Origin of the sequence: Sphingomonas sp. MMS12-HWE2-04, assembly GCF_044881185.1 — a bacterium.
Lineage (GTDB): Bacteria > Pseudomonadota > Alphaproteobacteria > Sphingomonadales > Sphingomonadaceae > Sphingomonas.
Genome location: NZ_CP173254.1, coordinates 730,205 through 751,461, shown reverse-complemented (window position 1 = coordinate 751,461; position 21,257 = coordinate 730,205). Strand labels below are relative to the sequence as shown.

17 protein-coding genes and 1 pseudogene are annotated in these 21,257 nt (G+C 61.7%); 15 read left to right on the top strand and 3 right to left on the bottom strand.

What is annotated here, in order from left to right:
• Positions 1–238 precede the first annotated feature (238 nt).
• Together AB2M62_RS03360 and AB2M62_RS03355 are read right to left on the bottom strand one after the other, a co-directional pair.
• Positions 239–964, bottom strand: a complete 726-nt coding sequence (locus AB2M62_RS03360; protein ID WP_404337808.1) for a hypothetical protein — start codon at positions 962–964, stop codon at positions 239–241.
• A 167-nt stretch (positions 965–1,131) separates the two neighbouring features.
• Entirely contained in the window at positions 1,132–1,485 is a 354-nt protein-coding gene (locus AB2M62_RS03355; protein ID WP_404337806.1) for a thermonuclease family protein, read from the bottom strand.
• A 188-nt stretch (positions 1,486–1,673) separates the two neighbouring features.
• Between AB2M62_RS03355 and AB2M62_RS03350 the strand changes: the two genes are divergently transcribed.
• The 6 genes and pseudogenes from AB2M62_RS03350 to AB2M62_RS03325 all read left to right on the top strand — a co-directional run bounded on the left by AB2M62_RS03350 (position 1,674) and on the right by AB2M62_RS03325 (position 9,105).
• Entirely contained in the window at positions 1,674–1,871 is a 198-nt protein-coding gene (locus AB2M62_RS03350; protein ID WP_404337804.1) for a DUF6771 family protein, read from the top strand.
• 87 nt (positions 1,872–1,958) lie between these two features.
• On the top strand, positions 1,959–2,231 hold the full coding sequence (locus AB2M62_RS03345; protein ID WP_404337802.1) for a hypothetical protein: 273 nt from the start codon (positions 1,959–1,961) through the stop codon (positions 2,229–2,231).
• A gap of 210 nt (positions 2,232–2,441) precedes the next feature.
• Entirely contained in the window at positions 2,442–3,302 is an 861-nt protein-coding gene (locus AB2M62_RS03340) for a conjugal transfer protein TraF (RefSeq protein ID WP_404337800.1), read from the top strand.
• A pseudogene (locus AB2M62_RS03335) lies at positions 3,299–3,859 on the top strand (hypothetical protein); the annotation flags it as partial. The gene AB2M62_RS03340 and the pseudogene AB2M62_RS03335, both read left to right, overlap by 4 nt.
• A gap of 63 nt (positions 3,860–3,922) precedes the next feature.
• Positions 3,923–5,347 carry a conjugal transfer protein TraH gene (locus AB2M62_RS03330; RefSeq protein WP_404339775.1) on the top strand — a complete coding sequence of 475 codons (1,425 nt, stop codon included), beginning with the start codon at positions 3,923–3,925 and terminating at the stop codon, positions 5,345–5,347.
• A gap of 14 nt (positions 5,348–5,361) precedes the next feature.
• The gene (locus AB2M62_RS03325; RefSeq protein WP_404337799.1) at positions 5,362–9,105 is read left to right on the top strand and encodes a conjugal transfer protein TraG N-terminal domain-containing protein; all 3,744 of its coding nucleotides are present in this window, start codon (positions 5,362–5,364) and stop codon (positions 9,103–9,105) included.
• On the opposite strand, the gene AB2M62_RS03320 is transcribed toward AB2M62_RS03325, so the two are convergent.
• Positions 9,102–9,503: a hypothetical protein gene (locus tag AB2M62_RS03320; RefSeq protein ID WP_404337798.1), complete on the bottom strand. Its 402-nt coding sequence runs from the start codon at positions 9,501–9,503 to the stop codon at positions 9,102–9,104. The two genes, AB2M62_RS03325 and AB2M62_RS03320, sit on opposite strands and share 4 nt — an antisense overlap.
• A 120-nt stretch (positions 9,504–9,623) precedes the next feature.
• On the opposite strand from AB2M62_RS03320, the gene AB2M62_RS03315 reads away from it, so the two are divergent.
• The 9 genes from AB2M62_RS03315 (at position 9,624) to AB2M62_RS03275 (ending at position 21,235) form a co-directional block, all read left to right on the top strand.
• A complete protein-coding gene (locus AB2M62_RS03315; RefSeq protein ID WP_404337796.1) occupies positions 9,624–10,541 on the top strand; it encodes a HEPN domain-containing protein in 918 nt (305 codons plus the stop codon).
• A gap of 211 nt (positions 10,542–10,752) precedes the next feature.
• Positions 10,753–11,256, top strand: coding sequence for a hypothetical protein (locus tag AB2M62_RS03310; protein ID WP_404337794.1), 504 nt, complete (start codon positions 10,753–10,755; stop codon positions 11,254–11,256).
• Entirely contained in the window at positions 11,256–12,533 is a 1,278-nt protein-coding gene (locus tag AB2M62_RS03305) for a DNA sulfur modification protein DndB (RefSeq protein WP_404337792.1), read from the top strand. The genes AB2M62_RS03310 and AB2M62_RS03305 overlap by 1 nt, the downstream gene beginning before the upstream one ends.
• 119 nt (positions 12,534–12,652) lie before the next feature.
• Complete coding sequence (locus AB2M62_RS03300) at positions 12,653–14,191, top strand: hypothetical protein (protein WP_404337791.1); 1,539 nt, start codon at positions 12,653–12,655, stop codon at positions 14,189–14,191.
• A gap of 620 nt (positions 14,192–14,811) precedes the next feature.
• Positions 14,812–16,725, top strand: a complete 1,914-nt coding sequence (locus tag AB2M62_RS03295; RefSeq protein ID WP_404337789.1) for a DEAD/DEAH box helicase family protein — start codon at positions 14,812–14,814, stop codon at positions 16,723–16,725.
• Positions 16,726–16,767: 42 nt separating this feature from the next.
• Positions 16,768–16,953, top strand: coding sequence for a hypothetical protein (locus tag AB2M62_RS03290; protein WP_404337787.1), 186 nt, complete (start codon positions 16,768–16,770; stop codon positions 16,951–16,953).
• On the top strand, positions 16,953–18,893 hold the full coding sequence (locus tag AB2M62_RS03285; RefSeq protein ID WP_404337785.1) for an AAA family ATPase: 1,941 nt from the start codon (positions 16,953–16,955) through the stop codon (positions 18,891–18,893). The genes AB2M62_RS03290 and AB2M62_RS03285 overlap by 1 nt, the downstream gene beginning before the upstream one ends.
• Entirely contained in the window at positions 18,890–19,387 is a 498-nt protein-coding gene (locus tag AB2M62_RS03280) for a hypothetical protein (RefSeq protein WP_404337783.1), read from the top strand. Before AB2M62_RS03285 ends, AB2M62_RS03280 begins: the two co-directional genes overlap by 4 nt.
• 36 nt (positions 19,388–19,423) lie before the next feature.
• A complete protein-coding gene (locus AB2M62_RS03275; RefSeq protein WP_404337781.1) occupies positions 19,424–21,235 on the top strand; it encodes a DUF262 domain-containing protein in 1,812 nt (603 codons plus the stop codon).
• Positions 21,236–21,257 lie beyond the last annotated feature (22 nt).

Genomic DNA, 21,257 nt, shown 5'->3' with positions numbered 1-21,257 from the left:
GAAAAAAGGGAGGCCTGGAGGCCTCCCTTTCGAATTCCGACCATCCGCTTCATGGTCTTCTCGAAACTCTCCCCTTACGGGCATGACCTCGAGAAAGGTGCTAGCGCGGACCTACAGAGTTTTTACGCCCTGCCTCATATTTAACGACCCTGAGGTTGATACAGGGTCGCGGATTGCTCCGATTTACAAGGGCTAGATAGGAAAAATGGCCCGATAAGTCAAGGCAGAGCGCCTAGCTTCACACGCCGCTCAAGAAACATGCGCCCGCAACCTTCGCACCTAGTTTGTCCCTGAGAATGTCGGCGCCCGACACCAGCGAGGATCCGCTGGCGAACACGTCATCGACGATGAGTACCCATTTACCTTGCAAATCCGGAGCCTCACCGGCCAACTCGAATGCGCGAATATGGGGGCGGAGCGCCATCACGTCGACGTCCTTGGCCTGATAGGTGGCTGACGGATCCATCGCCGCCCATGTCCGCATCTTCGATTCCAGTGCCAACTGCAAATTTGGTCGAAGCTTCGGAGGATTAGCCTGCAGCTCCGCCGTCAGCTCGCCGATCAGCCGTTTGCGCAAGAAACTCGGCTCGAGCACCGGCACTCCGGAAACCGATGAGACCAACGCCGCGAATTCCGCACAGAACGGCGACGAGGAAGGTATCGGCAGCACATAATCGAACTGTTTCAGTTCGTCAGACACCTTGCCAAGAATCTCCTCGGCGCGGGCCATCAGGCGAGCTTTCCAAAAAGGCAAAATCGAGAAGCCGCGTTTCCCTTTGAGTGCGTGCACGAGCGGATTCCCATCATCCCGCCGAGGCCCCTTCTGGTTGCGACTGAAGACATGCAGAAGGTTCACGCCCCGGAAACGGCCACGCGTCGGGTTGCCGGCTACCGACGTATCGACGCCATTCTGGTGATGATCGTTGACCGTGACCACCTTGGCGGCCGAGACATCAATACCCACGTCGCCCTTCCGTCCGCTCCTGGCTTTCCATGGACGTTCGAAGGAGAAGGCCGCTGGAATCTGTTCCGAAGATGTGAGGTTATCGAAGTCTGTTCGCAAGAGTGCGCGCGCTTTGCACCGCACGGCGGCAGAATATCTCCCAGGGCGGCAGTGGAGCGACCAAGTCATTACCGGAGGACCAGAGCGGGGCAAATCTTCTCGACGCGCTTTCCGTTATCCCAATCGCCACGATAGATCGCCTGGCGGTGGCGCAGCTGCCAGCAGGACAGGTCTCCCTTCCCGCCCGAGACCAGGCCGATGGTGCGGCCGTAACGGTCGAGAGCGAGGCGCTCGACCCGAACCTGCCCGACCAGCGCCTGGCCCAGTTTCAGCTTGCTTGCAGTACCATCGCCGGAAACGCACCGGCGTCCTTGCCGACAATGCCCAGGGAGTTCGGGCGCATCGATGCCCAGCAGCCGGATCCGTTCCTCACCGCAGCGAAGCGTGTCGCCATCGATCACCCGGCAATCGGCGATCGGCACCGACGCCCAGCGCCCAGCCGCCAGCGATGCGGGTGATCGCGCAATCCCATAGCCTATGCCGGCGAGCAGGGCTGGCAGGCTTATTCCCACCAACATAAGCCGGTGTCGCGTCATCGCAAATTCGTTCCTCGCCAGGCGGCCGGGTCAACCCGCTTCCGCCACGTTCTCTTTTCGTTCTATATGGAGGCATGGAACGAGTCGCAACATCCTCGGCACTTACGGCCGCCATCCTCGCCGCGCCCGCCTGGGCGCATCTGGGCCTTGCGGTGCGCGATCCGCGTCTGCGTCAGCGTGCGGCACGCGAGGTCGCCGAGAGCGTTCTAGATCGGCTGCAAAATGATTTCGCCACGGAGCCGCATCCTGACCAGCTGCCGCTGGCGCTTTGACGATCACCTCGTGACGATAGCGGAGACCATCATGCTTGCCGTCCGAAAAAGGAAATCGCTGCCTATTCGAAGCGGCTTTTCGACGCCGTGCTCGACACCGTCATCACACTCGACGGCGACGACAAGGGACTGGGCGGCTATGTCCGCCCCGACGTGATCCGCACTGTGCTCGCCGAGGTTGCGGCGGTCGTCGACAATAACACCCAGGTGGCGAAGAGCGCGAGCGAGCGCCGCCGTTTCGCCAACGACATGGCGAAAGGTTACGAGGCCATGGCCAAATCCATGGCGGAAGCAGACGCCAAGGGCGAACTGGGCGGCTGGGCCAGGGCGCAGGCGATCGAGCCCGGCACCGTCAACTAGCCGCCAGCTCGAACAGGCGATTTGCGGACCGGGCGTGCTGAAACCGGCAACGAGCGGCACTTCACTGCCCTCTGCATTGTCCCTGGCCATGCGCGACGCGATGGTCTCCTCGTGTCGCAGACTCGCACCCCCTCCCCCGCCCTCCCCCTCCCATCGCGCGGCTTGAGCCGATGCGTGTCTGCGGCGCACCCTCCTCTCCTGCTCGCATCGATGCTGCTGGCCTTCGCCGCCACAGCCCCCGCCGGTGCCCAACAGGCTCCAGTCACCAGTTCGAAGCAGGGCTATTGGTGGTACGACATGCCCAAGCCCGCGGCCGACCCCGAAACCGACGCGGCCCCGCTGACCCGGCCCGCCATCCCGCCCATGGCGGAGCTGGCGACCTGGACGCCGCCGAGGATCCGGAAGCTGATCGAAGAACAGCGCGACTATGCGGCGACCGTGCTCACGGTCGACGCGGTCGCGGACTTCTGGCGCCTGCAGGATTTCGCCCGGCGCAAGGCACGCGCCTTTGCGGGCGTCACCCAGCTTGCCATGCTCCAGCATCCCGAGCTCAACTCCAAGTCGGCGAACCCGATGGTCGGCGACGCGCGCTCGGCGATGACCGCCGAGAAGGACGCAATCCGGCGCGCCTATCTACGCGGCAAGGCCGGCGAGTTCGCGCTGGTGATGTTCTCGCGTTCGACCTGCGGCTATTGCCGGGTCCAGTGGCCGATCCTCCAGCGTTTCCAGGAGGAGATGGGCTGGCAGGTGACGCTGATGGACATCGATCGCCGCCCTGAGCTCGGCCAGCGCTTCGGCGTCGAAGTCACGCCCACCACCATGCTGATCCGACGCGGCAGTGCGCAGCGCATGGTCATCGCCAGCGGCATCGAGGCCTATCCGGGCCTCGCCCAGATGGCCTATCAGGCCGTCCGGCTGCTAAGCGGCGACATCCGTCCCGAGCAGTTCATGACCGGCCCCGGCGAGGACGATGGCTTTTTCGACGCGCTGGCCAACGGCCCGGTCTCCGCCGCCGATCCGAGCGCACTCGACGGAGATCTGGTCGACGCCGGCAGACCGCCGCAGCGATGAGGCACCAGCCGATCCTCGCATGGATTGTCGCCCTGGCCGCACTGCCGGCCTGGCCCGCCCGCGCACAGGCCATCCCGCCTGCACGTGCGCGCGCCGCCGCCATCCACCCGGTCGCGGATGCGACGGCGCTGCGGCAATGGCTGTCGCGCGTGCCGGTCACCCGGGATTTTCCGCCCGACTTCGCGCCGACGCTGCGCGGCCAGTCCAGCCTCTATGTGATCGAGATGACGACGGCACCCGGCTGCGGGCCCTGCGGCGACCTCTGGGCCAAACTGGCCGTCCTGAAGGCGCGCTACGGCTGGCAGGTCCGCACCCTCTCCGGACAGGACGCACTGCTGCGCTCGGGGCGCCTCGGCCTGCCCTGGGTGGGGCATCCGGTGGCCTGGGTGCGGCCCGCGAGCGATCCCGACCGCGTCGTCCCGATCGCGATCGGCACCGATCATGTCCCCAACCTGGCGCGCAATCTCTATCTGGCCGCGAAGATGCTGACCGGCGTGCGTCCGGCGGTCGCGGTCCGGGCGATGTCGAAGTTTACCGGCATTGTCGCTCAGCCCCCTTCCACCCGAAGCGCTGACCATGGCGGGTGCCGTGCTTCTCCCCACTTCTCCCAGGAGCCCGCCATGCCCGCATCTTCACGCCCGCGCCTTGCCCTTTTCCTGACCGCGGCTGTCGCGCTGGCCGCATCGAGCCCGGCAAGCGCCCAGGGCTGGGCCGAGACCTGGTTCGACAATGTCACCTATTCGAGCCCCGGCAGCTTCGAGGATCAGACGCGCGGCTATCTGACCGCCGGCGGCATGTCGGGCCGGATCGACGTCCATGGCGACTATCTGATGTCGATGACCCTGCCCAAGGTTCGCGCCGGCTGCGGCGGCATCGACATGTTCCTGGGCGGCATGTCGTTCCTCGATCCCGAATATCTCGTCCAGAAGCTCGAGAGCATCCTGCAGGCGGCGCCCGCCGTCGCCTTCCAGTATCTGCTCGAGACGCTCGACGAGAAGATGGGCAACATCATCTCGAAGATGGAGGCGGCGACCAACTATCTGAACTCGATCCAGGTCAATGACTGCCGCCTCGCCAACCGCATGGTGCAGATCGCCAAGGGCGACGACAACATGTCCGGGGTGATTGAGGAAATGACCGGCTATCGCTCGGTCAAGCAGGGCTTCTCCAAAAGCTACCAGCAGTCGCGCGAGCGGATCGAGGCCAACAACAACAACCCGACCGAGGACCTCAAGGACGCGCTCGAGAACTGCCCGGCCGAAGTCACCGACATTTTCAAGACCGGGTCGCTGCTCTCGAACGCGGCGACGCGCATCGGCGCGGGAAACTGGGCGGCGGTGATGCGGGCCCGGGTCGGCGACGTCTATATGCGCTGGGACCCGGCCGACAAGGTCCCGATCTTCACGGCGATCCCGCGCTGCGCGCGCCAGGATACAGAGAGCGCCCAGGACTTTCTCACCGGCCGGGTCCAGGCCCGCAGGCTCGCCTTCCCCACCACCGATGCCGATTGCGCCCCCGACGGGACGGGCCGCGGCGCGCTGGTGCTGGCCCGCGAGCGGATGCAGGCAATCGCCACCAAGATCCGCGGCCGCCAGGCGCTCAGCACCTATGAGCGCCAGTTCGTCGCCAATGTCCGGACCATGCCGGTCTACCGCCTGCTCGAATGGGGCGTCCGCCAGGGCGTGGTCGACTCCGTCATCGGCGATACCGACGAGTTGGTGGCGCTGAGCTTGGCCTATCAGATGCTGAACGATCTCACCCGGACGATCGACTTCGCAGTCGGCAATGCCGAGCGCGGCGCCAGTGCCGCGGGCGGAAGCAACGCCAACAGCAAGAATACCTGCCAGACGCGTATCCTCGGCAAGGGGCTCGAGCAGCTGCGTGACCTGCGCGACGAGGCGCTGCGCCAGCGCGCGCAGATGCGCCAGTCCTATATGGCGGCATTGGGCGCCGCCAATTTGTCGGCCTCCTATGCAGGGCTGCTGCGCGAACGCGACCGCGACGCCCGCAACCTGAACGCCACCGCCGCCGGCGACAAGCGCTAGGACGGAGCGACGAGATGCGCCGTACCCGCACCGCGCTCCTTTCGCTCCCCGCGCTGATCGCGCCGCTCCCGGCGCGGGCGATGGACACGAGCTATTACACCTATAACGGCTTCCAGGAGACGGTGGACGCCTTCCGGATGGTGTCCTTCATCTTCGCGGATCCGCGCTACGGCACGCTCGTACTCATCATCGCCACGGTGGGCATCGCGCTGGGCGCGGTCCTGGCAAGCGTGAAGGGCTCGGGCATCGGGCTGGTCGCGTTCGGCTTCCAGATCCTGGTCGGAGTCGGACTGTTCGTCGGCCTCATCGCCCATACCGGCACGGTCCATGTCTATGACCGGGTCAAGAATGCCTATCAGCCGGTCGGCGGGGTGCCGGTGCTGATCGTACTCGTCGCCGGCGTCACCAACATGATCGAGCGCACCGCGGTCGAGGCGATCGACGACAATACCATCGATCCCAATGCCAAGTTCACCTTCGGCGGGGGCGGCCAGAGCTTCGACCTCTTCCTCAACGCGGTCTCGCCGCAAGGTCCGATGACCGACGCCTATTTCGAAGCGACGCTCAAGGACTATGTCCGGCAATGCTATCCGGTGGCGCGCGTGTCGCCCGCCTATCCGATCGACGACGACCGGCTGTTCCGCGCGACGCAGGACCTGCCATCGGCCTTTGCGGCCATGGCCGGCCCGTCCACCTTCTCGACCGTCTACACCTATGCCGAGAAGGGCGGCACGACGATGAGCTGCGATGCCGCCTGGAGCCATATCTCCGGCCGGCTTTCGATCGTCGGCACCTTCGACGCCTATAGCCGCAATGTCTGCCAGCGCACCGGGTTCGACACGGTGGATGCCCGCCAGCTGAGCCGGTGCCGCGAGCAGCTGAACGCACTCGGCACGATCATGCTCGGCAGCAACCTGACCGCGCAGCAGCTGATGACCAATATACTGCTGAGCCAGACGATCGGCGACGTGTTGTTCGAGGACAGCCCGGCCAGCGCCGCACGGGCGATGGCCAACCGCGCCGTGATCTCGAACGGGCTCGCGACCATGTCCGTCGCCAACCAGTGGATGCCGACGATCCGGGCGACAGTCTTCGGGATCATGCTGTTCATGGTGCCGGTCGCGCTGCTGTTCATCCTCACCCCGATCAATCTGCGCGTCGCCAGCTTCACCCTCGGCCTGTTCGTCTTCTGCGCGCTCTGGGGCGTGATCGATGTCGGCATCTACCATCTCACGCTCGGCCGAGCGGAGGATGTCATGCAGGAACTGCGCTGGAACGCGCTCGCCGCCAATAGCTGGTTGCTCGCACCCTCGGCCGCGACCAAGGCGCTCGCGATCTTCGGGAGCTTCCGGACCGCCGCGGCCGGCCTTGCCGGCGCCTTCGTCTTCACGGTCTTCCGCTTCAGCGGCAATGTCTTCTCTTCCTTCACAGGCGGCGCGCTGGGCGTGATGGGCCAGGGCAGCAGCGCAGCGGCGCCAATGGCCACCAGCGAGGGCCGCGCCTCGGCGCTGGAGAGCCAAGCCTCGGCAATGGGCACGCGTGCGCGGGCGGCCGGCTCCGCTTCCTTCGGCGACTTTGGCGAGCGCAGCGCCTTCCAGTCCAACCGGGCGTTCGGAGAGGCCAACCGCATCCTCGGCGAACGCCCCGGAACGCTCGGGGACACCGCCTTTGCGCTGGGCGGCATCGAGGGCTCGCGCCAGCTCGGCGGCCTGGCCCCTGCCCTTGCCGGGCGCGACCTGGCCGACCCGGGGGTTTCGCGCGATGTCCAGGCCAATGCCGCGACCGGCGCGATCCACCAGTTCGCCGAGAAGGACGCGCTGCGCAAATTGGGCACGACCTATTTCGGGGAAGGCGAGACCGGCGAGCGGGCCTTTGCCGCCTTTGCCCAGAACCTCGTCCAGTGGCGCGCCTTTGGCGACCAGCGCGCCTATGGCATGCTGATGCAGGGCGCCCAGCGCCATTTCGAGAAAAATGGCTATTCGCCCAAGGATGCGGAACTCAAGGCCTCGGGCGTGATCGGCGAGGCGCAGAGCGATCCGACCTTCGCCCGGCTGATCGCCAATGCCTATGACCAGGAACAGCTGCTCCGCAACGACCTGACCGCCGCACAGGTCCAGGTCGGCGCGATGGAAGGCCGCAGGGACGCCGCCGGAACCGCGATCATCCAGAACGAGCGCGCGAATGTCGCGACCGAGCAGGCGCTGCGCAGCGGCACCAACCAAGGTCAGCGCGACGCCGCCGCAATGCTCGGCCTCGATCCCCAGGAGACCGGGCGGCGCATCGCCTTTGTCAACGCGCTCAGCGGCGAGGCCCGCTCGAGCGCGATCTCGCAACTGGCCAGGACGACGGGCCGCGACGAGGCCCAGGTCACCAGGGCCATCGAGAGCTACAATGCCGCAACCTCGCTCGGCACGGCGGACGGCGCGACCACCGAGGCCCACCGCGAAGGCACCAGCATCTACCGTCGCACGCGCGACGCCGCGCAATATGACTTTGCCGAACGCTCGGGCAAGCTCGACGCCCAGCACGAGATCGGCACCTCGGGCACACGAGCAGCAGCAAAAATCGGCGAGCAGCGCCGCCAGTCCGACAATTTCGGCTTCGCGCAAGGCGCGGCGGCCGCCGGCACCTCGACCCGCGAAGCGGCGCGCCTCGACAGCTTCATCCGCACGCTCAGCCAGACCGCCGGTAACCAAGTCGACATGGCCGAGGGCGGTGCCCCCGGCATCGCCGATCGCGCCCGCAACGAGCGCACCACCCGCATCGTCGACAATGAGCGCCTGTCGCGCATGCAAGGCCTGCTCAGGGCCAATGGCATCACCATGTCGAAGCGCGACCTCGCAATGGCCCAGAATGGCGACCTGTCGCTCAACGTCAGCCCCAATATCGCGCAGCAACTGCACCGGGCCGGCCTGATCAACGACAGCCAGCTCGGCGCGATCGCCCAGGGCGGCCAGGCCCGCTTCAGCTTCACCAACAACGACCTGCTGGTCTCGAGCAGCACAGGCTTCCAGCAATCGGCCAGAAACGACACCAGCACCCGCTTCGAGGCCGGCAAGCAGGCCGGCCCCGACACGATCGAGCACTTCCTCGGCGGCGGCCCCGAAGGCCAGGCCGCGATGACTAACTGGCTCAGGGGCGGCTTCGAGATGGACCGCCACGGCAACTGGCGCCTCAAGCCACAGGTCGCGGATACCCTTCAGCGCGATGTCGGCGCCATCATCGCCCAGACCGGGTGGGAGCGTTCGCTCAGCCGCAGCGCTGAGAAGCGGACGACGATGGGAACTTCATGGGGCGTCAATCTTGGAGCAAGCATCTCGTCAGAGGGTGACACATCCGGCCCGGGCCGCAGTAGCGGAAAGACATCGGGTGCAAAGCGAGCTAGCCGTGGCAACGTGGGTGGAAATGCAGGTTTCGATAGCCGCGATACCGGCAGCACCGCGTCCGTCGCCACCTCAACAATGAACATTGTAAATTACGACGTCCGATCTGCGATCGCAGCTGCCGAGAAGGCGGCCTCAAAGGCGCCTGACCCGAGCAGCGCCTTTGCCAGCGAACTGTCCCGCCAGATCATGGCGCCAGACGGACTGAGGAACCGGTATCTCGAAAACTCGTCCTCTGGTCGTGGAACTTGGGACTACCTCGCACCAGTGACCTCGGCCGAGCAGAAATCTATCCTGTCCTCCGGACGATTTACCCTTGATCGAGATCACAGTTCAGAAGACGGAGACCCCGAATATCGAACGCGCAAAGACTAGCTGTCTAGGCGCCGATGAACCCATCGCCATCCCGAACGGGGGTCGTTGGCATCCTCCGTCGGCTCCAAGTACCCCGGTTGCTCCCACGGGCGCTTCAAAGGCGGCATAAAGTCTTGCTCACAGGGCGCGGTTTCCAACCGACGCGACAGATAACCGAAGGCTAGGATCAGGAAAGCAGTAAGCGGAAGGAAGAACGGGCTCGTGTACGGAAAGAGCTTGCTGCGGTAGAAGGCGTCGATCAGCTCGATGCCCGTGGGCCCGCTTGCAGGCAGCCAGTATATCGGGATCGCGCCCCACCAGAGCTTCGCGTACCATGGCTTCCAGATTGAATCGCTAAGCCTTTCGGGCGACGGCTGCGGCTCTTCCGCATCTCCGAACGACTGCTGTCCATTTTCCATGGCCGGTCTCCGACTTGATTGTATCAGCGGACCTGTCGCGACGCAGCGACTTTCTCCGCCATTCCTGCGACACTTCCCTCTTGCAAATCCCCCTCCCCGACCTGACAAAAGCGGAACGAAATGCGTACCGATCTCGATCATCTTCCGGCTGCCAAGCAGCGCGAGCTCGACCATGTCGTGCAGATCCTGTTCGAGGAATTTGCGCAGGCGCTGGGCGCGCCAACCGGCGAGCGGAAGTTCGGTCGCATTCTCAAAGTGATCCTCTACGGCTCCTATGCGCGCGGGGATTGGGTCGATGAACCGCACACTGCCAAGGGCTATCGATCCGATTTCGATCTGCTGATCATCGTAAATCAGAAGGACCTCACGGACCGCGTCGCATATTGGGAGGGCGCGGACGCCCGGCTCATCGAAGGATTGATCGGGAAGACGCTCAAGACGCCGGTCAACTTCATCGTTCACACCCTGCAGGAGGTGAACGACGGGCTGGCGCATGGCCGCTATTTCTTCATGGACATCGCTCGCGACGGCGTTGCCCTGTACCAGTCCGATGATAGTGAGCTCCTGCGGCCCAAGCCAAGATCGCCCGAGCAGGCTGTTCAGCTCGCAAAGGAGTATTTCGAAGAGTGGTTCCCAAGCGCGGGCGAATTCTTCGACTACTACAAGTTCAACATGGAGAAGGAACGGACCAAAAAGGCGGCGTTCATGCTTCATCAGACGACTGAGCAGCTTTACCACTGCCTCCTCTTGGTCGTAAATTTCTATACTCCGCACTCTCACAACATTGCGTTTCTTAGAACGCACGCGGAGCGGGTGGATAGACGGCTCGTTGACGTCTGGCCGTCGGAAACTCGAAGTGATCGCGCGAAATTCACCAAGCTCAAGGATGCCTACGTAAAGGCGAGGTACTCCAAGCACTATCGGATTTCGAAGGATGAGTTGGAGTGGCTCGGGGAATGCGTTGAGCGGCTCGGACAAATTGTCCAGACTGTGTGTTCGGAGAGGATCGCGGAATTGAGCGCGAAGGTTCCTTCATGAGAACTTGAACGCGACTGATGGGCACGCGCCTATCGGCTATGATCGCCCTCGCATCAAACAGAGTAATCGAAGGCGAGAAACTTTGGCGGTGAAATTTGCACCAAAACGACATTCTTCGTGCTTGCAAGGAGCACTCGAGAAAGGCCATCTCATAGAAGGACGATAGGGGGAGATGCCTTAAGATGCGTAGCGGGTGCGGGGGCGGCAACCGATGACGACGGCTTTCGACCTCATCAAAAAGACTAAACAGATCAAGGCCGACTCTTACGAGTTTCATCTGCATATGCCTACGTGGCGGAAGTTCGACCCAGGCATTGCTCTGAAGTGGCAACGAACTAAGTTCAACGTGAGTGGCAAAGAGGATGTCCCCGAAGTACGGGGACTTTATGTTTTCACGCTTGAAGCTGAGAAATTAGGCCTGCCTACGCATGGATATATTCTCTATGTTGGTATAACTGGAAATAAATCTAAGGCAAACCTTAGAAAAAGATTCGGGCAATACCTGCTTGAGGCAAAAAAGCAAAATGGTCGGCCACTGGTAATGTACATGCTGAACGAGTGGCCTGACGATTTATTTTTCAACTTTATGGCTGTACCCGATGGCGCAATCGATCTTGCAAAGATCGAACGCTCATTCATCAACACCGTATTGCCCCCGATTAACGCCTCAGATTTTGACGGCGATATCGGGCCGGCAAAGAAAGCAGCATTCTGATGGCTACAGCGCAAAAAACGCCGCTGACGATGCCTTGCCTGCGCGGAAGGTTCGGCGACTGGATCTTCTACTCCTGTCTAATGTCAGTCGGCGATGTTGCTTCTCGCGTCAGCTATGCCGAAGATATTCACACGAGCAAGGAGCTGTCCAAGCTAATCCAGCGCAGCCTAGAAGGAGAGCGGGCCGCAAAGATCGCCGACTATTTGCGGCATAACGATGAGAGATTCTTCAACTCACTGGTTCTTGCGACGTATGGCGGCGCGCCAGAGTGGTACGACGTGGGAAATCTGCGCAGCAGCAAAAATTCCGCCATCCTCGCAGAAATGTCCGACGGGGCTGTCGATACGATCGGCCTTTTGCGGCTGACTGGCGACGAGAAGATCTTTGCGCTTGATGGTCAGCACCGCCTAGCCGGAATGAAAACCGCCATCGCGCAGGACCAGGATCTCGGAGACGAATTGGTATCGGTGATTCTAGTGGGGCATTCGCTCGACACTGCAGGAAGCAGGCGTACGCGGCGGTTGTTCACCACGCTCAACAAGACCGCAATTCCGGTGAAAAAGAGAGACATTATCGCTCTCGATGAGGATGATGTCATGGCCATTACCGCGCGGCGGATGGTCGAGCAGGACAACGCCTTCAAGCATCCCAAGATCGCAGTAATCTCCAGCGAATCTATGCCTGCTACCAATTTCGAATCGTTACTGACAATCTCGGCGCTATATGACCTGCTCAAGCTACTTTTTATGCATACGGACGGGATACGCTCAGACTATACGCTCCGTTTTAACAGACCGGATGATAACGCGTTGGACGCGTATCATGCCGCAGCCACGGCTTTTTTCGGGGCTCTGGGCAAAACATTTCCGCCCATAGCGCAACTCATGCGCGCGAAAACTCCTTTGACCGTCGTGAAGGCGAACCGCACGCAGGAAGGCGGACATGTCCTCTTTCGAGCAATCGGCTTCGACATATTTGTACGAACTGCTTTCGCAATCGCCGGCAAGGAGGGAATCTCGCTTTCGTCCGCAGTCCAGAAGCTATCGATCCTGCCAACGCAGCTTTCCGAAATTCCCTTCCGAGGGACGATTTGGGATCCAGCCAAACGTACGATTAATGCAAAGCACAAGACTCTTGCCCGCCGGTTGGTCTTCCACATGCTGAAGCTACCGATGAGCGACCGTCAGAGGCAAACCCTTGAAGGCGATTACCGTAAGGCGTTGGGATACGAACTGGATGACGTCAAAATCAAGCTCCCTAAGCCACTCGTGAAATAGGGCGATGGCGCTCTTCCACATTGTGGCTAGGGCATCGCCCAGGCGCGAACCAGGCTCCCCGCTTTGAGCGCCTACTGCAATCCTCGAAAGCTGGTTCCAAGATAGGATTAGGAGCACGCGTGGTTCAGCAACGCAGGGATTGGAACACGCTCATCCGCTCGATCGATCGAAGCCGCGCGCCCGCCGCAAGATTTTTCAAGCCGGTTTGCGTTATCGCCGCAATTGACCTTGCTGATAGAGGGAGGCTCGAGACCGATTTTCTCCATCCTGGCCTGATCGAACAGCAGTTCTCTAAATATATCTCCCCATTCTTCCCGGATCGGGCGGACAAGGGATGGCAACCGCTTTGGTTTTTGTCGAACGACGGTCTGTGGGGTTTTTCCCGCAAGGGAAAGGCGCTGGATCGCAAGTCGTTTGAAAATCAGATGCCGCGAACGCGCAAGCAGCTGTTCGACAAGTTTGATAAACAGGCGATCAACCCGGCTTACACTACCCTTTGGGAATTGGAGGCCGCGCGCCAAGAGCTTCGTAATCAGATGCTGTTGATGCTAGATGGCGACGCTGAATGTCGCGCGCTCATTCCGCCCCTACTTGATCCTGCGAATTTCGATCATCCGGAACACTGGCCGGACGCCGAAGAGGTCGCCGACTATCTGCGCACCATTCGACGACAGCCCGACATGTTTGCCAAGGCGCATGAGGGCGCCAGACACGCCAGCGCCGAGGCGGCCGTGGCTGCCTATGACGCACTGGTAGCCTTCAAGGTCGACACGCTTCCTGCATCCACGCCGATCGGTCCTGAATTTCGCGCAACGGGCAATGCGCCGATCATTCTACAGCCCGGCCAATCGCGCGCGATCAGTGCTGCCCAGGCCGAACTTCATCACCTGCTGTTGGAGAAGTGCCATTTTCTACAACGCGGCATACCTGCGACGAGCAATCGCGCGGCCCACATCCGTCAACCGCTCGACAAATTTACGGCTGCGCTGGGGAGCGACCCCGTCACCGCAAATGGCCATGTCATCTGGTCACACGGCAACACGCTACGGCGGCTGAACGATGCAGATCTTCGTGCACGAGCAAGCACGAATCCAGACGCAGATCCGCTCCCCGAGCAGATTGGCGAATTGCTCACCGACCTCGTCGAACAGTTCAACGTCTACGCGCGGCAAGACCCACTTCTGCGCGAACTCGATCATGCGCGCATCGGGCCAGCCGGGCGCGCCGAATTGCTGGAGCGCCTTCACGCCGGGCGCGCCGTGGTCGAAGCTGCCCGCGAGAATACGTTAGTCATGGCACCGGAAGCGAGCAACGTCCTCGCCACCGCGACCAACGCCGCCGAGCAAGCAGAACAAGCCTCCGGCCTCAACGCCGACCAAGCCATCGTCAACGCAGCAGACATGCAGCGCAACGGCGCCCGCGCGCTTATGCAAAGCGCCGTCCTGGAAGTGAAGCGATGGCTTTCCAAATCTAAGGATGCCCGGAAGAGTTTTGCCGAAGGCGCGCTCAAACAGGCGGGGGCCGAAACCGTCAAACAGCTGCCATTCCTCAAAATCGTTCGCAAATTGGGTTCAGCAATCCGCGAGATGTGGAAAGGACAGGACGGCCAGTCCGTTATTGAACGGCTGCTCGAATGGTTTCAGCATCTGATCCCGTGACGTCAGCCGTGCGCAGCGGCACAGCAAGCAACTGGCCCAATAAGCCACGGTGTCACGTGATCGAATACAGACACAGCGAGACCCGCCGATCATGAACAGTCCAACGCCTCATCGCCCCCCGCCTGCATCGGAAGGGACCGGCACCCGCCACGCCCCCTGCCGCGCTTACCGCAATCGATCCACTGGCGCTCGCAGCGTACAATCATATTTCGAAACGTTCCGCGCGCTCGACGTGCTGATGTGGCATATCTCGCAGGTCGCGATGACGCTGACGGGCGGCCTTCGGTTCGGCCTGGCCAATATCAAGGACATTCCGCCTACGCGCTCGCGGCTATCGCTGCTCGCCGGCGTCGGGTACTTTGGCCTGATCGTCGTGCTCGCGCCTGCGGCACACAGCAACTTTATCGGGTCGGCCACATCAACGACAACCAGCTCGGCGCGATCGCTTAAGGCGGCCAAGTCCGGTTCTCAACATCCGAGGTCGAACGACACTCCGTCTCTCGTTGAGACTGGCGCCTCATACGTTCGCCAGTTAGGATTTCCCGATCGGCAGCGGGGCACACCGCTAGACGCAACGGAATGGGGGCAGCGGGCATGGGTTTAAGGACTGCGCGGTCTGCATGAGCCTCACCGCGCTACAAACCCAACCGCATATCGCAACCTCCACAAGCGACGTGCTGGCGAGCTTCTATATTCCGGCACTGAGGCAATCCTCAGCCTATGACCGAGGCGTTGGCTTCTTCACCTCGCAATGGCTCCGCCTCGCCGCCTCGGGCCTGGCAGGACTCGCAGCGAACGGCGGCCATGCCAGGATCATCGCTAGCCCCATGCTCGATCCGTCGGACTGTGCCGCGCTTGCCCAAGGCAGTGACGCTCGGAACGATCCGATCCTCAAGACGAGCCTCGATCGCGCGATCTCGGATCTCGAGCACGATTTGGCATCCGACACCCTTGCCGCGCTTGCATGGATGATCGCTGACGGCCTTCTCGATTTTCGTATCGCCATCCCGACCGCCGATCTCGACGGCGACTTCCACGACAAATTCGGCATCTTTCGCGATACCGACGGAAACGCGATCGCCTTTTACGGCTCGCCCAACGACAGCGCCAAGGCATTCCGAAACTACGAGTCGATCAGCATCTACTATTCCTGGATCGATCCCCGCGAAGCGGCTCGTGTCACTGCACAATCCACGCGCTTTGATCTCCTCTGGAACAACGGCGACATCAACCTGCGTGTCTATCCACTCCCGGACGCCGTCAAACGTAACCTAATCGCATTCACGACCCGCTTGCCACGTCCCTACGCGCCACCTTCATCCGATCGAGGCAGTGACCGATGGATCCATCAGAAAAACGCCGCGGCAGCGTTTCTCGAAGCACGTCACGGCATCCTCGAGATGGCGACCGGCACGGGCAAAACGCGCACGGCGCTTTCGATTCTCAACGAGCTACGCGAGCGCGACCTTGTCGATACCGCTATCGTCGCTGCCTACGGCACCGACCTGCTGGATCAGTGGTACAAGGAGCTCGTGCAGCATAGCGGCATCCCCGTCTATCGGGCCTATGACCAACATCACGAAGCCCAAGCATATCTGAATGGCCCGCGCGGGGCCGTATTGTTGACGGCTCGTGCCAACCTCAGCGCAGCACTTCCCCGTCTCGACTTCCGTCTTTTCGAGAAGGCACTGCTGATTTGCGACGAAGTCCACGGCATGGGCTCGCGTGCGCTTGTCGAGGCCCTCAAAGGAAAACTGAAGCGCTTCGCATACCGGCTTGGCCTCAGCGCAACACCCGAACGCGCCTATGACATCGAAGGCAACCGGTTCGTCGATGAGGAGATCGGCCCCGTTCTATTCCGCTTCGGCCTCGCGGAGGCGATCCGACGCGGGATCCTGTGCGAATTCGACTATGTGCCCCTACCGTACGCCCTCTCGGACGACGACAAAGTCGCGGTCCGCCAGGCAATAAAGCGATACCATGCCAAGGCCAGAGCGGGTCAGCCCGCGCCGATTGAGACGCTTTACCGCGATATCGCGCGAGTTCGGAAACTCAGCAAAGAGAAGCTTGCCCCCTTCAATAACTATGCGACGGTCAATCCGTCCGTCCTCGAACGCTGTATTATCTTCGTCGAGACCGCAGAATATGGCGCCCTCATCCAGCCGCTGCTGATGCGCATGCGCATCGACTTTCACACCTATTATCAGGATGATGACCGCGAGAAGCTACGCCGGTTTGCCAGAGGCGAACTCGATTGTCTGCTGACCTGCCATCGAATTTCGGAAGGCATCGATATCCAGTCGGTAAACAACATCGTTCTGTTCGCATCGTCGCGTGCCCGACTGGAAACCGTCCAACGTCTGGGCCGCTGCCTGCGGATCGACCCTGCAAATCCCGACAAGCGCGCCAGGGTGGTCGACTTCGTCGAACCAAGCCCCGAGGACATCGACGATCCGACCGACGAATTGAGTGCCGATGAGGAGCGCTCCGCTTGGTTTACCGAGCTCGCCACGGTTCGTTACGCTGGCGGTTGAAAGTTTCGTTGCGACGTTCAGGATATGCAATAGAAGTTCGGCATGAACATCGATCCCGCCATCACCGAAGCGCTTGACGCTACACTGGCTGCGGCCAGCGATCAGAGCGGGGATTTCAAGAAGCGCTTCCGGACCCTTGTAGGTCTGATTCTTACCTCGAACTATCAGGATTCCGACCTGCGCCGCGTGATGGAATCGCTGTCCGTACAGATAGGGTCGGAAGACTGATGGACGTCTGCATCACCGGATGGCGCACTGAAAATCTTCGGGGCGGCCTTCGGAACCTCGATATCGACCTCGGCGAGAAGCCTGCACGCTGGACGTTGATCCAGATGCCTAATGGCATGGGCAAGACTACCACAATGGACCTCATGCGCTGGACGCTCACGGGCAAGGAATTGCCGGCGGCGACTGTTCGCGGGCTCCGTGCCGACGAACACGTCACCAAAGGGCTGTTCGAGTTGCGCCTTCTGGTAGACGATACGCCGATCCGACTGCAACTCGACCTCGACTTTCGAGACGGAAGTGCTTCCTATTGGACGGTCAGCGCAGACACGCGCGGCGGCGGCCGACGCGAGGGCCGCAAGCTTCCCGTTGAACTGCGCGAACTTCTCAAGGAAGGTCTGACCGAGCTCTTCGTCTTCAATGGCGAGCTCGCCACCCAGATTCTGGACCTCAGCAAGACCAAGGCGGCGGAGGCGATCCGCTCTCTATATGGCCTCGACATCCTGGACGCAGTAACCGAGCGCGTCGATGCGCTCATCACCCAGGAACGCACGCGGGCTTCCTCGGTGACCCGCGCCGTTGAACAAAAGGGTATCACCCAACTTCAGAACGCGCTGGACGAGGTCAAAGACGCCAAGAAGACGCTTGAGAAGCAACAGCGCGCCGCCCAGTCTCGCCGCGCCCAGGTCGAGAGCGAACGAGAACGCATCGAAGCTGAAATGCACGCGCGTCTGTCGGAAGATGCTGGCCTTCGCGCCCAGATCGAAACAATTGACGATCGTCAGGGCGAGGTCGAGAAAACCGCGACCGAGTATAGCACGCAGGCACTCGAGATCCTGCGGCGCCCCCCGCATGTCCATCCCGTGCTGCTTACGCGCCTTCAGGGCCTTGGCGGGAAACTCTATGAATTGAAGTTGCCCGAGACGATCTCGCGCGAGTTTTTCCGAGAGCTCTCGCAGCAGAAGCTCTGTGTCTGCGGACGGCCCCTGGGGCATGCCGAGCGGAAGGCGATTCAGGAAGGCGCCGATCGCTTTCTCGCACAGGATCAGATTTCGGTCATCAATCAGATGAAGCTTGCCCTCCGCGAGAGCAAGGCGGATCCGAAGGAACTCGAGCGCCTTATCGCCGGTCTGCAAGAACAACTCACCGAACGCCAGCGCCTCAAGTCCGAACGGGACCGGCTGACATCGGAGCGCATTGCAGAAGGCGACCAGATCCTTGCGCGCCTCGGACTGGAGAAAGAAGCGCTTGTGCGCGACCTGAGTTCGCTGGACGACACCCTCGAGCGGCTGGCCAGCCGCGATCCGGCGCGCCAACGCGCGCTTCGGCTTACCTGGGAAACAAACCTTCCCCTTTGCGAGGCTGAGTTGAAGGTGCGAACGGCACGGCTCGACACCGCCACCAAGACGCGCCGCTTCTCGCTTCAGGGTGAGGCGCTGAAGAAGCTGATCAGGACGACGAGCGCCAAGTCGCTCGACATTCTTCGGGCGCGGGTCATGGCATCGACGAACGTCAAACTCGCCCAGATCATGAAGACCGAGAACATCCGTATCGCCCGGATCGGCGGCGGGCTCGAACTTCGATCCGATCAACTGGCGACGAAGGACAACGCGAGCGAAGGCCAGAAGCTTGCCATCGCCTATGCCTTCCTCACCTCGCTTCTGGCCGAGGCCCCGTACCGCCTGCCTTTCGTCGTCGACAGCCCGGCGGTGTCGATCGACGTCGCATCGCGGCGCGAGATCGCACGGCTTATCCCCGACTTTTTCGGGCAGATGATCATGTTCGTGATTTCCAGCGAGCGCGCAGGATTCGCTGAGAGTTTCTACAGCCGGTCAGCCGCCGTGAACTATCTGACGATTATGCCGCTTGGTGGCGGAACCGCAGATATTCAGTACGGGCTGCAGGCCTTTCAAGAATTTCACGGACCGGAGAGCGTCGCGTGAGCTTTAACCTTCCAAAAGGCGCCCGTGAATTCTTCGGCTTTGACGGTCCGCGCGCGTTTGCCAAGCGGGGCGCCAAGCGCGACGGGAGCAGTCGGTTCCTGCTGTTCGACGCCTATTATTGCTGCCTCTTGCTTGGGCTGGACGATGCCCGGCTCGGCGAGGAAGCCGGCATGGAAGCCGACCCATTCTTGGGCTCGGGCTATCCCGAAGCCTACAAGGGCCAAGCTGAGCTCATCGCCGGTCTCCTTGTTGATGCCGAGCTCCGCCGCCTGATGATCGATGTCGATGATCGGGAAGATGTTGAGCGGAAGATGGTGGATCTGCTCGACCTTACCTCGCCGACCCGCCTCAGCGTCGCCGGCGACAACTTGCTCAATCAATATGCAGTCACCGGTTTCGATCGGCTGCACGACGGCATGTACGAGCCTGACAACCTCGAGGACTTCATGGTCGGCTACTACCGGCTCTGGTCTGACCAGGCTGCGGGACAGTAATCCGCTGTAGGTTTCAGCCGGGGGGCGCCACCGAAGATGCAGATATTTCCGTCGCAAGTGACAATCGGGGCATTGCTCGAGACGACAGGTACCTTCGAGGTGCCGAAATACCAGCGCAACTATGCTTGGCACGAAGAGGAGGTCGCCTCTTTCCTAAACGATCTGGATCTGAGTCTGGCCGCACGGCGTGATACGAAGCCGCGCCACCATTTCTTCGGCGGCGTCGTGACCGCCCATTCCGCCGTGGCCGGCAGCACCCGCCAGCATCATGAGCTAGTTGATGGACAGCAGCGGCTTGCGACGTTCCTGATGCTCGTCGTCCAGCTAAAGCAGATGATGCGGAGGCTGGTCGGAACGATCGATCAGACAGAAACCGACATCATCACGTTTCTCAACGAGACCGCGGATCTTCTGGACAGCCGCTTCGAACGCCAGCGCGACCGCATAAACCTTCAATGGATGACGGTGCCGCGACTCCAGCTGTCGCTGCCTGATCACAGCTTTTTCGAAGCGCTGCTTGCAGGAACCAACCCTCCCACCGAGCGCGCCTCGCACGATCTGTTGCAAGCCGCCTTCGAGATGATCGGGCTCCATCTTCAGACGCTCGAAGGCCAGGCACCCGACGCCACCGCAAAAGCAAACTTGCTGGAGAACATCTTGAAGGTTCTCGAAGAGGACTGGACTGTCATCCACATGGCCGCCCAGGATCGGGACGACGCCTATATGTTGTTCCAGGTACTAAATGACCGCGGGAAAAGCTTGACCGAAGGTGAGTTGCTTCGCGCGACCACTCTTGAGGCAATCGCACCGATTGGCATCGCAGCGGAGAATGCGGCGATGGAACGCCAATGGGACGACATCCTGAGCGGCAAGGAACTCGACATTCGCCAGGGCCTCATGTGGGTCTATGCCTCGCAAATCGGTGCGTGGCCGGGAAAGTCGACCCTTCTCAGCGACCTCCAGGCTGGCCTCTTCCCAATGACGCTTCCGGGCGAACCCTTATCCCGCGGCCAGGCGGATGCCCTGATCCAAGCCGTCCAATCCCTCTCAACCGACTTCGCCACGCTGCGTTCAATCAAGCGTGGCGATTGGCCGATGCAGGCCCATGCCGCCACCACTGCATGGGACCGTGACCGGCTTAGGCTTCTCGTGGTCCACCTCAAACAGACCGATTGCCTGCCATTGCTCGTCGCAGCTACGCTCCTCACGCCCCAAAAGTTCGCCGAGGTCGCGCAAGCACTTGAACGCTTCACCTTCCGCTACAGCGTCATGGTTGAGGGACCCAAGATTGAGGCCGCAGAGGTCATGAACGCCCAGGCCGTCGAAATCCGCCGAGACCCGAGTGCGTACCGTGTCGGAGCGCTCATCGCCGAGCTCCGCCGATTGATTGGCCTTCACGCACCGGACGACGTTTTCGGCAGCCAAGTTGCAGCGCTTCGTTATCTCCGGGCGGAAAGCAACAAGCCGCTCAAATATCTTCTCATGACGCTCGAACACTATGTGCGGTGGTTCGATGAGGGCGCTCAGGGCCGGCCCGCGTGCCGGGACCGAATGCGCGTGCTCGATTTCGAGAATGCTACGATCGAGCATATCTATCCGGAAAATGCCGAGGATCAGGATCCTCACTTACTCCCGTTGCTCGATACGCTGGGTAACCTCACCATCCTGAGCCCCGAGGAGAATGACAAGGCCGGAGCCAAAGACTTCGCGGCGAAGCGACCCTATCTCAAGGGCTCCACCAGCACGCTCAACAATCAGATTGCCGAGATCGACGACTGGAATGCCGCAGCCATCCAGAACCGGCAGGCCCGGCTCGTAGATATGGCCAAGAAGGTTTTCGCGGTCTGAGGATCAGCGTTCACAGGTCGTA